Annotated in this window: 10 protein-coding genes and 1 tRNA gene; 5 read left to right on the top strand and 6 right to left on the bottom strand. The window is 67.4% G+C overall.

Annotation, left to right across the window (positions count from 1 at the left end; genetic code table 11):
- The gene (locus tag QZ546_RS05665; protein ID WP_294235617.1) at nucleotides 1–669 is read right to left on the bottom strand and encodes an rRNA adenine N-6-methyltransferase family protein; all 669 of its coding nucleotides are present in this window, start codon (nucleotides 667–669) and stop codon (nucleotides 1–3) included.
- Between the two features lie 212 nt (nucleotides 670–881).
- On the opposite strand from QZ546_RS05665, the gene QZ546_RS05660 reads away from it, so the two are divergent.
- The 5 genes from QZ546_RS05660 (at nucleotide 882) to QZ546_RS05640 (ending at nucleotide 7570) form a co-directional block, all read left to right on the top strand.
- Nucleotides 882–955, top strand: a tRNA-Cys gene (locus tag QZ546_RS05660).
- A gap of 185 nt (nucleotides 956–1140) precedes the next feature.
- The gene (locus QZ546_RS05655; protein ID WP_294235616.1) at nucleotides 1141–3039 is read left to right on the top strand and encodes a M61 family metallopeptidase; all 1899 of its coding nucleotides are present in this window, start codon (nucleotides 1141–1143) and stop codon (nucleotides 3037–3039) included.
- A 172-nt stretch (nucleotides 3040–3211) separates the two neighbouring features.
- Nucleotides 3212–3745 (top strand): PAS domain-containing protein, encoded by a 534-nt coding sequence (locus QZ546_RS05650; protein WP_294235615.1) that lies wholly within the window; start codon nucleotides 3212–3214, stop codon nucleotides 3743–3745.
- Nucleotides 3742–7191 carry a CheR family methyltransferase gene (locus tag QZ546_RS05645; RefSeq protein WP_294235614.1) on the top strand — a complete coding sequence of 1150 codons (3450 nt, stop codon included), beginning with the start codon at nucleotides 3742–3744 and terminating at the stop codon, nucleotides 7189–7191. Before QZ546_RS05650 ends, QZ546_RS05645 begins: the two co-directional genes overlap by 4 nt.
- Nucleotides 7184–7570: a response regulator gene (locus QZ546_RS05640; protein WP_294235613.1), complete on the top strand. Its 387-nt coding sequence runs from the start codon at nucleotides 7184–7186 to the stop codon at nucleotides 7568–7570. The genes QZ546_RS05645 and QZ546_RS05640 overlap by 8 nt, the downstream gene beginning before the upstream one ends.
- A 34-nt stretch (nucleotides 7571–7604) precedes the next feature.
- On the opposite strand, the gene QZ546_RS05635 is transcribed toward QZ546_RS05640, so the two are convergent.
- From QZ546_RS05635 to QZ546_RS05615, 5 genes are read right to left on the bottom strand one after another with little or no spacing between them, the layout of a single operon-like run.
- On the bottom strand, nucleotides 7605–8885 hold the full coding sequence (locus QZ546_RS05635; protein WP_294235612.1) for a TolC family outer membrane protein: 1281 nt from the start codon (nucleotides 8883–8885) through the stop codon (nucleotides 7605–7607).
- On the bottom strand, nucleotides 8878–11307 hold the full coding sequence (locus QZ546_RS05630) for an ABC transporter permease (RefSeq protein WP_294235611.1): 2430 nt from the start codon (nucleotides 11305–11307) through the stop codon (nucleotides 8878–8880). Before QZ546_RS05630 ends, QZ546_RS05635 begins: the two co-directional genes overlap by 8 nt.
- Nucleotides 11308–11336: 29 nt before the next feature.
- Nucleotides 11337–12035 carry a DUF2807 domain-containing protein gene (locus QZ546_RS05625; protein WP_294235610.1) on the bottom strand — a complete coding sequence of 233 codons (699 nt, stop codon included), beginning with the start codon at nucleotides 12033–12035 and terminating at the stop codon, nucleotides 11337–11339.
- A gap of 11 nt (nucleotides 12036–12046) precedes the next feature.
- On the bottom strand, nucleotides 12047–12724 hold the full coding sequence (locus QZ546_RS05620; protein WP_294235609.1) for an ABC transporter ATP-binding protein: 678 nt from the start codon (nucleotides 12722–12724) through the stop codon (nucleotides 12047–12049).
- A gap of 13 nt (nucleotides 12725–12737) precedes the next feature.
- On the bottom strand, nucleotides 12738–14018 hold the full coding sequence (locus tag QZ546_RS05615) for an HlyD family efflux transporter periplasmic adaptor subunit (RefSeq protein ID WP_294235608.1): 1281 nt from the start codon (nucleotides 14016–14018) through the stop codon (nucleotides 12738–12740).
- Between the last annotated feature and the right edge of the window lie 2 nt (nucleotides 14019–14020).

The following is a 14020-nucleotide window of genomic DNA, read 5'->3' as shown; positions in this document are numbered from 1 at the left end:
TCAGAATTGAAAAGCGCGAGGACGGGCAAAGCCCGGCAGGATGGTGCATTCGGCATCGGCGAAGGCGCGCACGCCGTGGCCGCCCTCGGTCCGGCGACCGCTGGCCAGGCGCGTGACGCCGTTTTCGACCAGGCCCGTGATGATGCGACCGCCGACCTTGACCTGCTCGACCAGCGCTGCGGGCAGTTCCTCGACCGCGCCGTCGATGATCAGCACGTCATAGGGCGCACCGGCCGGGTTGCCCGCCGTCAGCGGCGCCTCGACCACCTCGACCTTAGGCTCGTTCGCCAGCGCGGCGCGCGCGGCGGCGACCAGATCGGGCTGCTCCTCGACCGCGACGACGCCCGAGACGATCTCGGCGAGCAGCGCGGCGGTATAGCCGGTCGCGGCACCGATCAGCAGCACGCGGTCGCCCGCCTCCAGATACGCCTCGGTCAGCAAACGGCCGGTCGCCATCGGCAGGTTGATCGCACGGCCCTGACCCAGGTCCAGCGTACCGTCACGATAGGCCACGGGGCGCAGCGCCTCGGGCGTGAAGACTTCCCGCGGAACCCGCGCCATCGCGGCGACGACGCGCTGGTCGTTGACCGCCGTCGTGCGCAACTGGCTCACCACCATCGCATGGCGCATCGCGTCGAAATTCGTGGAGTCATTGCTGGTCGTCATCATGGCCCATCCCTGTCGCACAACCGTTTTAGCTGCGCAATACACTAAATTGGTTCCCGCCGCTTCTATCGCGCGAGAGGATTTCCGCCAAGCGGCGCGCCGCCCGGCTTCGTCTTTTACCCGCGGCCATTATGAGCAGCTTTTTACGCCCGCATTCAACGTGCCTGTTGACGCCGCGCGAAAAACCGCACACATGCCCGCCTCCCACGCATCGAGGCGCGATGGCGGAGTGGTGACGCAGAGGACTGCAAATCCTTGCACCCGGGTTCGATTCCCGGTCGCGCCTCCAGATTTTCCCGACAGGGCAAGGCGCTAAGGCGTATTTTTCGCGTGGATCGGCAGAGAGCGGCTTAGGCTCCCCCTGCGAATCGGCTCCGCGTCCATTCTCTCTAAACCGCCCCTAAGAATAGCGGTGGACCGTGCCCCCGCGCCGTGCCTTAAGTCGCCGCTCAGACTGGCATGAAGGGATCGGGAATGCGGTTTTTGGCGATGACGGCGGCTTTGGCGCTCGCGAGCACGGCAATGCAGCCCGTATCGGCCCGTACCGCGACGGCGTCCCAGGCGCCCGCCGAAACCGCGAAACCGGCGGTCGAGTATGACATCGCCTTCCCCCGCGCCCAGCATCACGAGGCGCAGGTCAGCGTCACCTATCGCAGCCTGCCCGCCGGGCCGATCCGTTTCCAGATGGCGCGCTCCTCGCCGGGCCGCTACGCGCTCCACGAATTCGCCAAGAACGTCTACTCGGTATCGGCCATCGACGGCGCGGGGCGGCCGCTGGCGGTGCAGCGGACCGATCCCTATGGCTGGACCGTTCCCGCGCATGACGGCACCGTGACCGTCCGCTACACGCTGTTCGGCGACCGGGGCCACGGCACCTATGCGCAGATCGACCCGACCCATGCGCGGCTGAACATCCCGGCGACCTTCCTGTGGGCGGTGGGCCAGGACGACCGGCCGGTGCGCGTCCGCTTCCATCCCCAACCCGGCTGGAAGATCGCGACGCAGATGGTGCCGACCCGCGACGCCGACGTCTTCACCGCGCGCAACCTGCAATATTTCATGGACAGTCCGGTCGAGCTGTCGGCCTGGGACGCGCGCAGCTGGACAGTCCCCGGCGGCGCCAAGACCTATAGCATCCGCCTGACCGTGCATCATGACGGCAGCGCCGCCGATCTCGACCGGTTCGCCGCCATGGCGCAAAAGGTGGTCGCGCAGCATATCGCGGTCTTCGGCGCGCCGCCGCCCTTCGACTATGGCACCTACACCTTCCTGGCCGACTATATGCCGCAGATCAGCGGCGATGGCATGGAGCATCGCAACTCCACGGTGATCAGCCAGCCGCGTTCGCTGGCCGCCGCCAATTTCGCGCAGATCCAGACGCTGAGCCATGAGTTCTTCCACGCCTGGAACGTCAAGCGCATCCGCCCAGCCGAGCTGGAACCGTTCGACTTCACCCGCGCCAACCCGACGCCGTCGCTCTGGCTGGCCGAGGGGTTCACGCAATATTACGGGCCGCTGGCGGTGGAGCGCGCCGGGCTGGCGTCGCTCGACGACTATGTCGCGCAGCTGTCGGGCACACTGAACGGCCTGCTCAACACGCCCGCACGGGCCTATGGCGACCCGCAGGAAATGAGCCTGCGCGCGCCCTTCGTGGATGCGGCGCAGTCGATCGACCCGACCAACCCCAATATCTATGTGTCCTATTACCCTTACGGCGCGGTGATCGCGCTGGCGCTGGACCTGGAGCTGCGTCAGCGCTTCCCGCAGCTGTCGCTGGACGATTATATGCGCCAGCTGTGGCGCGATTACGGAAATCCGGAGCGCCCCTATCACCCCGACGATCTGCGCAAATCGCTGGCGACCCTGACCGGGGACCAGGCCTTTGCCGACCGCTTCTTTGCGCGCAGCGTCACCGCCAGCGGCCTGCCAGACTTCGCGCCGCTGCTGGCCCAGGCCGGTCTGACGCTGCGGCCCGCCCGCCCCCGGTCCGCCTGGGCCGGGCCCAGCCTGGTCAAGGGCGATGCCGGCCTGTTGCTGACCAGTCCGACCGCGCCGGGGACGCCCTTTTATGAGGCCGGTCTCGACAAGGGCGACCAGATCGTCAGCGTCGATGGCAAGTCGATGACCACGCCCGAGGACTGGGCGGCGCTGCTGGCGGCCCATGCGCCGGGCGACCGGCTGGCGATCGTCTATCGCCAGCGCGGCGGCGAGCGGAGCGGGACGCTGACCCTCATCGCCGATCCGACGATGGAGATCGTGCCGAACGAGCGGCTCGGCAAGGCGCCGACAGCCGAGCAGAGCCGGTTTCGCCAAGCCTGGCTGGGCGCGAAGCCGACCCCTGCCCCCTCCCCCATCGTCACCGGGCTTCGTTGACACGGCGCGGTCGAACGCCACCCGCTGGAACGAGAGGCCGGGGTGGCGGGTTGACCCATGTGATGATTTCGGGGGCTGCCGGACATCTGGACGCTTGCGGAGGGACTGACGCCATGCGAATGCGCGTCGAGGAGCCAGATATTTCGTGAATAACAATGAGATTCCTGGCCATTTGGCCACTTATCTGGACCAGTCCCCGATCGCCTTGGCCCTGGCCGATGCGCGGGACGACAATCCCTTGATCTTTATCAATCACGGTTTCCGGGAACTGACCGGTTATAACAGTGAGGACGTGATCGGCCAGAATTGCCGAATGCTGCAACGCCACGCCGACAATGTCGAAGCGCGCGAGCGGATCCGGGAATTCCTGGCCAATGAGCGCCAGCTCAACGTGCGGACGATGCTGATCAATTTCCGCAAGGACGGCACGCCCTTCGTCAACCTTCTTTACATGTCGAAACTGCGCCTTTTGGGCGGCGACATGCCCTATATCTTCGCGTCGCAATTCGACGTCAGTCGGTCGCAGCCCGAGCGACTGACCGCCTATGATGCGGAACTGGGCCGCGCGCTGGGCAAGTTGCCCCCGATCCTGGCGGAAAGCGGCATGGTCCTCGAAGGATCGCTGACCGCGATCGCCAACACCGCCGCAACCATCGCGCAGGCCAAGCTGACCCTGTCGGATCTCGATCGCGCGGCCTTTCCGTGAGCGCCGACGTCGAAGCGCCCCAGCCGGTCGTGACACAGGAGCAGGGCACCGCGCCGGTGCCGGTCGTCGGCATCGGTGCCTCGGCCGGGGGGCTGGAGGCGCTGCGCGAAATGCTGACGCCCGCACGCGCGCCGACCGGCATGGCGTTCGTCGTGGTCCAGCATCTCGACCCCAATCACGAGTCCATGCTCGCCCAGCTGCTCGACCGGCACACCAATCTGGAAGTGCGCCAGTGCGAGGGGTCGGAGCCGATCGAGGCCGACCGCGTCTACATCATCCCGCCGGGCCGGGGCCTGGCCATTCGCGGCGGCGTGCTGGAGCTGACCGATTTCGTCCAGCCGCGCGGACTTCGCCGTCCGATAGACGATTTCTTCCTGTCGCTGGCCAGCGACCAGCAGGCCAACGCTGCCTGCGTCATCCTGTCGGGCACCGGCGCCGACGGCACGACCGGCCTGCGCGCGATCAAGGAAAATGGCGGCGTCAGCGTCGTCCAGAAGCCCGAGACGGCGCGGTATGACGGGATGCCGCTGTCGGCGGTCGGCACCGGCCTGGTCGATTTCATCAAGCCGCCCAGCGATATCCTGGACTGTCTCCACGCCTTTTTCGCCCGCCGCTCGGGCGATCCGAAGGCGCACGAGGCCGAAGTCGTCGCCGACCATATCGATGATCTCTGCCAAGTCCTGCGCAATGCGGTCGGCCACGACTTTTCGGGGTATAAGCGCACCACGCTGGTCCGCCGGGTCGAGCGGCGGATGCACGTTCTGGGCATCGGCACCGGCTCGGCCTATCTGGCGCGGGTGAAGAGCGATGCGGACGAGTGCGAGGCGCTGTTCCGCGATCTCCTGATCAACGTCACCCGCTTCTTCCGCGACGCCGAGCTGTTCGAGACGCTGAAGACCAAGGCGATCCAGCCACTGACCCGCGCGCGCGATCCGGACGAGGATATTCGCATCTGGGTGCCCGGCTGTTCCAGCGGCGAGGAAGCGTACAGCATCGCCATGCTGTTCGCCGAAGCGGCGCGCGAAAGCGGCCAGCCGCTGGCGGTGCAGATCTTCGCGACCGACATCGACGAACAGATGCTGCAGATCGCGCGCGAGGGCAGCTACCCGGCGTCTGCATTGGCCGACATCCCGGCGGCGCTTCGCGAACGCTATACCATGCCCCATGCGGAGCGGTTCACCATCGCGACCCCGATCCGCGACATGATCCGCTTTTCCAACCACAGCCTGGTCAAGGATCCGCCCTTTTCCCGGATCGACTTGGTATCGTGCCGCAACCTCCTGATCTATTTCGACGACCGGTTGCAGCAGTCGGTACTGCCGCTGCTCCATTATGCGCTGCGGCCCGGCGGCTATCTGTTCCTGGGCCCGTCGGAAAGCGTCGGGCGGTTCGACCATCTGTTTCCCGCGATCGAGGGCCATGCCCGGCTGTTCGAGCGCTCGCCGGGCTCCCCCACCTATCCCATCGACCTGCCCAGCGGCGGCAGCCGGAGCCTGCCCCGGCGTGGCGAGCGCGGCGGACGTGACGGCGGCGTGACAAGCGGCGACGAGGGGACCGCAATGCGCCGGATCGTCGATCGCTATGCCCCGCCCAGCATGGTCGTCGACCAGGATGGCGGCATAATGGCCGCCTTCGGCAAGCTCAGCCGTTACTTCACCTTCCCCGTGACCCGCGCGGGCGGATCGAGCGCCGTGACGCTGGCCAGGCCGGGCCTGCGCGAGGTGCTGGGGCCGATGCTGCGCCAGGCCCGCGACGCGCGCAAGCGGATCGCCGCGCGCGATGTCGCGGTTACGACCGAATATGGCGTCCAGCAGATCGAGGTGGTCTGCGACCCGCTGACCGACGGCTCGCTCCTCTTCCTGTTCCGCGATTCCGCGCCGTTCAGCCCGGTGGAGGCCAGCGACCTGGCCGATCTGGAACCCGGCGACGATCATATCGAGGCGCTGGAGGACGAACTGCGCCTGACCCGTCATCGCCTTCGCTCGACCGTCGAGGAGTTGGAGACGGCGAATGAGGAGCTGAAAAGCTCCAACGAAGAAATGATGTCGATGAACGAGGAGCTTCAATCGACCAACGAGGAATTGTCGACGGTCAATGACGAGCTGAAGACCAAGGTCGACCAGTTGACCATCGCCAATTCCGACCTGCGCAACTTCTTCGAATCGACCGATCTGGCGGTGGTGGTACTCGACCGGCACCTGCGCATCCGCAGCTATACCGAGGCGGCACGCTCGATCTTCCCGCTCCAGCCCAGCGACCGGGGGCGGTTGCTGGCCGATGTGTCGACCCGGCTGTCGAACACCGATTATCTGGAGGGGGCGGCCCAGGTCGCAGGGGGCGGCCCCGCCACGCAGCAGCGGGTGACGACGCGCGATGGCGGGCGGACGCTGTCGCTGCGCATCCTGCCCTATCGCACCCAGGGCGACGGCATCGACGGCGCGACCCTGGTGCTGACCGACATCACCGACGCGCTGAGCATGGAGCGCGAACTGGCCGCCGAGCGCGAGCGGCTGGACCTGGCGATCAAGGCGGGCGGCATCGGCGTGTGGGAATATCGCAGCGGGACGGGCGAGATCTTCCTGGACGAAACCGGCCGCCATCTCTTCGGCTTCGGGCCGGAGGACGGGGCGGACCGGGTGGCCGAAGTCTTCGACCGGATCGTGCCCGAGGATCGACCGGGCGTGGAACTCGCCCTGGCCGAGGCGATTGCGGGGCGCGGCGATTTCGAGATGACCTTCCGCCTGGACCTGAGCGGCAAGGAGCGGTGGATCAAGGGCTTCGGCCGGGTGGTCAGCGCCGTGGCGCCGCACCGGATGGTCGGCGTGTCGATCGACGTCACCGCCGAATATGCCATCGCCGAGACGCGCGAGCTGATGCTGCGCGAGATGAACCACCGGGTGAAGAACCTGTTCGCGATCATCTCCGGCATCGTCTCCGCCGCCTCGCGCTCGCATCATGACGTGACGGAGCTGGCCGACGACGTGCGCGAGCGTATCGCGACGCTCGGCCGCGCGCATTCGCTCGCCTCGCCCGCCGGCGAGCAGCAGGCGATCGACCTGGGGACGCTCGTGGAGGCGACCATCGCCCCGTACAAGGGACAGTCGACCATCACCCTGGACGGCCCGTCGCTGTTGGTCGACCGCCGTTGCCTGTCGCCGCTGGCACTGATCCTGCACGAATGGGCGACCAATTCGGTGAAATATGGCGCGCTGGCGCAGCCGAGCGGCACCTTGTCGGTCACATGGTTGGTTCAGGACAAACAAGTCCTTCTGAATTGGACAGAAAACGGCGGGACCGTCCCGGAAGAGGACGCGGCCAAAGGTTTCGGTACCTTGCTGGTCCAGACATCCTCGCGACAATTGGGCGCAAAGATGGAGCGGAAAAGCGTCGACGGGCGTTTCCTCCTCAGCCTCGCCCTCCCGGAGACGATTTTGTCGCATGAGTAAGACGATTTTGCTGGTCGAGGACGAGTTCTTCGTGGCGCTGGATCTTCAATCCATCATCGAGGATGGCGGCTATCAGGTCGACGGACCCTATGTCAGCGTCGAGGAGGTTCTGGCGCATCTGGACGGCGACAAGCCCGATCTGGCCTGCGCGATCCTGGACGTTCGTCTGCGCGACGGCGAAGTGTTTCCGGCCGCCGAGCGGCTGCGGGAGGCGGGCGTGCCGCTGATCTTCCATTCGGGCCATGCCGACGAACAGGCGCTGCAATCGCGCTATCCGGGCGCAGCGGTGTGCGGCAAGCCGTGTTCGCCTTCGCTGCTCCGCCGGACGCTGTCCATGGCAGTGTCCGGTCCGGTCGAGGGGAACCGCGCGGCGGGGTAGTATCGGGCGAAGGCTTGGTGAGAGACCCTGCCCCTCAATCAAACGCCCCCCGCCCCATCCGCCCGGTCGCGCGCAGCAGCGCGGCTTGCGCGATCAGCACATCCACCTGCGCACGCGCCACCGCGAGCTGCGCCGAGCGATAGCTCTGGTCCGCGACCAGGATGTCGATCGTCGAGCGCAGCCCAAAGCCATATTCCGCCCGCACGCCCTTCAGCGCCAGGTCCGCCGCCGTCAGCCCTTCCGCACCGGCCTTCAGGCGCCCCTGCGCGGCGGTCAGCGAGGCCCAGGCGGTGTCCGCCCCGCGCACCACCCCGCGCGCGGCGGCATCGACGTCGAACCGTTCGGCACGCGCATTGGCCTCCGCCTGCCGGACCCGCGAGGCGACCAGGCCACCGGTCAGCAGCGGGATGCGTAGCGACAGCCCGGCATTGGCGGCGCTGTCGAACCCGGTCGCATGGCCCCCCGTCCATTGCACCCCGCGTCCATAGGCGCCGGTCAGATCGACTGCCGGGGCACGATCCGCCCGCGCCTGGTCGATCCGGGCGTTCGCCGCGTCCACCCGCCGCTGCTGGGCAAGGAGGATCGGATTGCTCTTTTCCGCCGCATCCCGTGCATCGGCGAGCGTACGGGGCAAGGCGGTGGGCACGCCGATCGTGGCATCGAGCGTCCCCGCATCGCGGCCGACGATCGCGCGATAGGCCGCGGCCGCCGTCGCCACCGCCCCCTCCGCGTCGATCAGGTTGGAGACGACGCTCGCCCGCTGCGCCTCCAGCTGGGCGACGTCGGTCTTGGTCGCCTGCCCCAGACCGAAGCGGGAGCGTGTCTCCGCGACCTGACTGTCGAGCCGCTGGATGCCGACCCGCGCCACCTCCACCGCCTGCTGCGTATAGAGCAGATCGGCATAGGCCCCGACGACGCGTTCCAGCACGTCCGCCTCGACATCGCGAAGCGCCTCGTCCCCGGCCGCCACATCGCCGCTCGCCGCGCGGACCGACGAGGATACCCGCCCGCCCGTCCAGATCGGCAGCGTCGCCGAAACACCCCCCAGCGCCGAGGTCGCCCCGCTTTGCACCCCCGTGCTATCATAGCCGAGCCGGTCGTAACCCGCGCTTCCCGTGGCGCCCGCCGTCAGCCGTCCGGCCGCACGCGCCTGGTTGGGCGTCTCGACCAGCGCCTCCTGCCGTGCCCGCGCGGCGGCGAGTTCGGGATTGCCCTCCAACGCCGCCGCGATCGCCTGGCGAAGCGTCTCCGCCGAGGCCGGGGCGGCGGCGACCATCGCCACCCCCATCAGGAACCCGATCCCCCGCTTAGTCATGACGCAGCGCCCAGGCGGGAGCGGCGCGGCTGGCCTTCAGCGACTGGCCCAGCACCGTCAGCACCGCGATGGTCAGCGCCAGGGCGGTGGCGGCGGCGAAGTAGACGGGCGACAGGCTGATCCGATCCTCGAACCCGGCCAGCCACGTCCGCATCGCGACATAGGCGAGCGGCCAAGCGACCAGATTGGCGATCACGACCGGCCGCAGGAACTGCCCGACCAGCAAGCGGACGATGTCCGTGGCCGAGGCACCCAGCGTCTTGCGGATGCCGATTTCCTTCACTCGCCGCTGGGTGTTGAACGAAGCGAGCCCCCACAGGCCGACGCAGCCGATCAGAACCGCCAGCCCCGCACCGATGCCAAACAGCCGGGTGGCGCGGTCGTCGGCTTCGTAGAACTCCTCCAGCTTCGCATCGGCCATCGTGGCGTCGAAGGGCACATTGGGCACCGTTTGCTGCCACTGGTTGCGCAGCGCCGCCATCATGGCGCGCGGATCGCCACGGAAGCGGACGGAGGCCACCGCACCGTCCATCACATTTTCCGGCTTAGCATCGTACACATAATAGGTCGCGTCGTTGGGCATGCGCGGCGAGAAGAAGCGCATGTCGTCGATCACCCCGATGATCGTGCGGGGCCGATCGCCACCGACCGTCTTGCCGACCGCGTCCTGCGGCGAGCGGAAGCGCAGGGTCGAGAGCGCCCGACGATTGATGATAATCGCCCTCGGCTGACCCTTTACGACCGTCTGGGAGTCGTCGCCGCGATGCGCATCATCGAAGAAGCGCCCAGCGAGCAGACGCGTGCCATAAACCTTGAAGAAGTCCGGCCCGACCTCGATCCAACGAAGCGAAGGCCCGTCCCCCGGCACGCCGGGCAGCGGCACATTGTCCGCATTGTTGTTGCCGCCACCGCCCACGGCGCTGTTCGCCAACCCGACCGCCGACACGTTCGGAAGCCGACGCATGGCCTCTACTACAGCGCGGCGACGCGGGGCATCGACAAGCGAGTCGGATATGGACGTTACGGTCAGCAGCCCTTCGCGACTGAAGCCGAGATCGGTCGAACGAAGATGGCGGGTCTGCGCGACCAGGATCAGCGTCCCGATCATGAAGGCGATGGCGAGGCCGAACTGGAAGATGACCAGCGCCTCACGGATTCGCGTCCCCGCGCGGCCGCCACCCGGTGCCCGTGCCGAGGCAAGCACGCTCGCCGCCGGGAAGCGCGACAGGAGGATCGCCGGATAGGCCCCCGCGAGCATACCGACGATCACGGTCAACAGCGCCAGCGCGGGCACGACCACGACATAGGGGATGCTCAGGTCCAGTCCCCCAGCGGCGTTGATCAGCGGCAGGCCCAGCTCGGCCAGGATCAGGCCGCCCAGCGCAGCGATCGCCACCGTAAGGATCGCCTCGCCCAGGAACTGGGAGATCAGGGCCGACCGGCTCGCGCCCAGGACCTTGCGCATCGCCACCTCACGGGCCCGCAGGCCAGACCGGGCGGTCGCCAGGTTCACATAGTTCACGATGGCGATGATCAGCGTCAGGATGCCGACCAGACCCAGCGTCACCATGGTGAGCTTACGGCTGGCACTGGCCTTGCCCTGGGGCTCAAGATGCATCTTCGTGATCGGCATGACCGTGATGTTCAGGGACTGGTGCGCATCCTTGCCCATGTCCTTGAGCGCGCGGCGGTCGACGAAGGACGGCATCCTGGCGACGAAGTCACGCGCCGCCGCGGGCGTGTCGAACTTCAGGAAGGTCTGAAGCGACGAACTGCCCCAATGATACCAGTAGGTGCTGCTCGATGCGGGCGGCGTGCGGGGCAGCGGCGCGAGGATCGCGATATCGGTGAGTTCCGTATTCTTCGGCAAATCCTTGAAAACGCCCGCTACGCGGTAATTCGCAATATCGTCCATCGCGAGCTTGATCGGCTGTCCGACCGGGTCGGACGAACCGAAATATTTGCGGGCAGTCGTCTCGTTCAGGAGGACATTGGTCGGCGTGTTCAATGCGTCGCCGCTCCCGCTGATCATCGGTAGGTCGATGATCTGGAAGAAGTTCGGATCCACCTGGGCTATATTCTCGCTCGTCGCGATCCGCCCCCTGATGACGCTTCCGCCAGCGCCCCGAATGCGCGCGCCCCGGATACCGGGAAAATCCTCCCGCAATTGATCGAGAAGGCCACCCATCGTCCAGTTGCTCGGCCCGTTGAACGGGCTTTCGGGCATGCTCCAGACCGACTGGGCGACATAGACCTTGTCATAACCCGGCAGCCATTTCTCATAGCTGGTCTCGAACCGGACATAGAGGCCCAGCACCAGGAAGACGGCGATGCCGACCGCCAGCCCGCCGATGTTGAGCGCGGCATAGAGCTTGTGGCGCACAAGCGAGCGATAGAGCGACAGAAGCGCGAAGCGGTTCATGATGTCATGTCCCCCGATGATCCAGGTCTTCAACCGCAGGTGACGCGGGCCAGCCCGCTTTTGGACACCGTGCAGGCCGGATGGCCCGCGACCGTGACGGCGGACATGCCGCTGGCACCGACCGTGACGGCGGATACGGACAAGGCGCGGGCGTCCACGTCGCTGGTCCCGCTGCTGCCGATGGTCAATTGCCCAACCGCGCCCTCTACCCGAAGCGCGCTGGCGCCCGAGGTCTTGAGGCTTGCCCGATCGACCCGGAGGTTGCGGACAGTCACTTTGCTGGCCCCCGACAGGCCGAAACTGGCCGATCCGCCGCGAAGGCCCGGCAGCCGAACCACGCTCGCACCGCTGGCCGCCACGGCAAAGGCCTGGCTGTAGAGCAGGGGCAGGTTCATCTCCGCCGCGCCGCCGACATCTACCGCCTTCAGCGTCGGCAGGGTGATGGCAATCGCCACGCGCCGGTCATGGCCGTTGCAGCTGTCGTTGCGGCGGCGGATGCGCAAGGTGGTGCCCTGCATGTCCATCCGCAAATTGTCGATATTCGCCGCCCGGCCCTGCGCGGTCACGGCATAGCCCGTCCCCAGCGCCACGGTGACGATATCGCATCCGCCTAGGTCGATCCGGTCGAAACCGCGAAGCGCGAAGCTGCGTGACGTCTGGGCATTGTCCTGCGCCGAGGCCCCGGCGGTGGCGAGCGACAGGAGCGCGATGGCCGAAATCTTCTTCATGATCGGTCCTTTCAGATCGCGCGCATGGCGCTGGCGACGATACGGCCGTCGAGCATGTCGATGCGGCGCTTGGCGAGGTCGGCATGGCTGGGCGAGTGCGTCACCATGACGATGGTCGCACCCGCATCGTTCAGGCCGGTCAGGATGTTCATCACCTGCTCGCCATTGGCGGTGTCGAGATTGCCGGTCGGCTCGTCCGCCAGGATCAGCTTGGGATCGCCGACGATGGCGCGGGCGATGGCGGCGCGCTGCTGCTGGCCACCCGACAGCTGATGCGGGAAGTGGCGCGCGCGGTGGGCGATGCCGACCTTGTCCATCGCAGCGGCCACCCGGCCCCGGCGGTCGCCGACGTCGCTGCGATAGGCGAGGCCCAGCGCGACATTCTCCTCAATGGTCAGCTCATCGATCAGGTTGAAGCTCTGGAAGACGAAGCCGAGCGTCTCGGCGCGGAACTTCGCCAGCTCCTTCTCGCCCATCGCCGCCAGATCGCGGTCGCCGAACATGTACCGCCCGCCCGTCGGCCGATCGACCGTGCCCAGCGTGTTGAGCAGCGTCGACTTGCCGCAGCCCGAGGGGCCCATGATGGCCAGGAACTCCCCTTGCGCGACGTGCAGGTCGATATCGTGCAGTGCGGTCGTCTCCACCTCGTCGGAGACGTAGCGGCGCTGAATGCCTTCCAGTCGGATCATGTTGTCGGTCCCCTTATCGGATGTTCAGGATGTCGCCCTTCACGGACGATGTGTTGCTGATGACGATGCGCTCGCCGGGATTGAGGCCGGAGAGGATCTCGACCTGTTCGGGATTGCGGCGGCCGATCTTCACGGTGCGGCGGCGGGCATGGGCGCCATCGGGGTCCAGGACGAAGGCAGACGCGCCGCCCGCCTCAAGCCAGCCACCGACCGGGGCCACCACCGCCCGGCTCGCCGCCCCCAGGGTGATGCGGATGTCGATCGTCTGGCCGCGATTGAGGCCCGTGGGTGCCTTGTCGAAGGTCAGTTCGACCTGGAACCGCCCGTCCTTCACGGCCGGAAGCACTTTCGACACGGTAAGGCCTGCACCGTCCGAGGTCGTCGCCTTCTGCCCCACCGCGACGCGGCCGAGATAATATTCGTCGACCTGCGCGACGAGCTTCCACGAACCCTCGCTGTCGACCTGACCGGCCGGATCGCCGGGCTTCAGCGTCTGGCCGGGCTGGATGACGAAGTTGGTCAGCCGTCCGTTCGCGGGCGCGCGGATCGTCAGCCCCTCCAGCCCGGCGCGCACCGCCGCCATGTTGCCCGCCAGCCGGGTCTGCGTATCGGCCAGCCGCGCGGACTGGGTCGCGGTGATCCGCGCCTCGGTCGCACGACCCGATTTCAGCTGGGCGAGGCGCTTTTCCTGATAGGCCGCCTCTTCCTCGAAACTCTTGACGCCCGCGTCCGACAGGAAGCCCTGGTCGTGCAGCTGGCGACGGATGCCCAGGTCGCGGCGCGCCTTTATCAGGTCGTACTCCGCCTGAGCGACCTGGCTCGCCCGGTCGAGCTTGTTGCGCTCTATACCCAGCCCCTCGCTGGCGACGCCGCCCAACTGGCTGGCGATCTGCGCCTCGCGGGTCAGCACATCGAGCTTGAGCTGCGGATTGGCCAGCGTCGCGAGCGCCTGCCCCTCTGTGACCATCTGGCCGTCCTGGGCCAGCAGCTTTTCGACCTGTCCGCCGGACAGCACGCCGACCAATGTGGTGACGCGCGGGGTGACGGTCGCGCGGACCGGCAGGTAATCGTCGAACGCGGCGCGCGCCACCTCCCCCGTTTCGATATTGGCGGCGGTGATGTCGGTCGATCCGGCGGCAGGTAGGATGCGCCAGATGGCGATGGCGGCGACCGCGACCATCACCGCGATGACGAGGCCGCGACGCCGCCACCAGGGCGTCGCCTTGCGCGCGATCCGGCGGTCCATGGCCGCACCGGGCGGGATGCTTGCGTGTACGGGTTGTTCGGTCATCATGG

The organism is uncultured Sphingomonas sp., assembly GCF_913062585.1.
Taxonomy (GTDB): Bacteria; Pseudomonadota; Alphaproteobacteria; order Sphingomonadales; family Sphingomonadaceae; genus Sphingomonas.
Note: the sequence above shows the minus strand (reverse complement) of the source record. Positions and strands in the feature narration are given on the sequence as shown.

Excerpts from the sequence above, each read along its gene's own strand:
- QZ546_RS05665 (WP_294235617.1), bottom strand. The coding sequence starts at position 669 with ATGATGACGACCAGCAATGACTCCACGAATTTCGACGCGATGCGCCAT.
- QZ546_RS05655 (WP_294235616.1), top strand. The coding sequence starts at position 1,141 with ATGCGGTTTTTGGCGATGACGGCGGCTTTGGCGCTCGCGAGCACGGCA.
- QZ546_RS05640 (WP_294235613.1), top strand. The coding sequence starts at position 7,184 with ATGAGTAAGACGATTTTGCTGGTCGAGGACGAGTTCTTCGTGGCGCTG.
- QZ546_RS05635 (WP_294235612.1), bottom strand. The coding sequence starts at position 8,885 with ATGACTAAGCGGGGGATCGGGTTCCTGATGGGGGTGGCGATGGTCGCC.
- QZ546_RS05630 (WP_294235611.1), bottom strand. The coding sequence starts at position 11,307 with ATGAACCGCTTCGCGCTTCTGTCGCTCTATCGCTCGCTTGTGCGCCAC.
- QZ546_RS05625 (WP_294235610.1), bottom strand. The coding sequence starts at position 12,035 with ATGAAGAAGATTTCGGCCATCGCGCTCCTGTCGCTCGCCACCGCCGGG.
- QZ546_RS05620 (WP_294235609.1), bottom strand. The coding sequence starts at position 12,724 with ATGATCCGACTGGAAGGCATTCAGCGCCGCTACGTCTCCGACGAGGTG.
- QZ546_RS05615 (WP_294235608.1), bottom strand. The coding sequence starts at position 14,018 with ATGATGACCGAACAACCCGTACACGCAAGCATCCCGCCCGGTGCGGCC.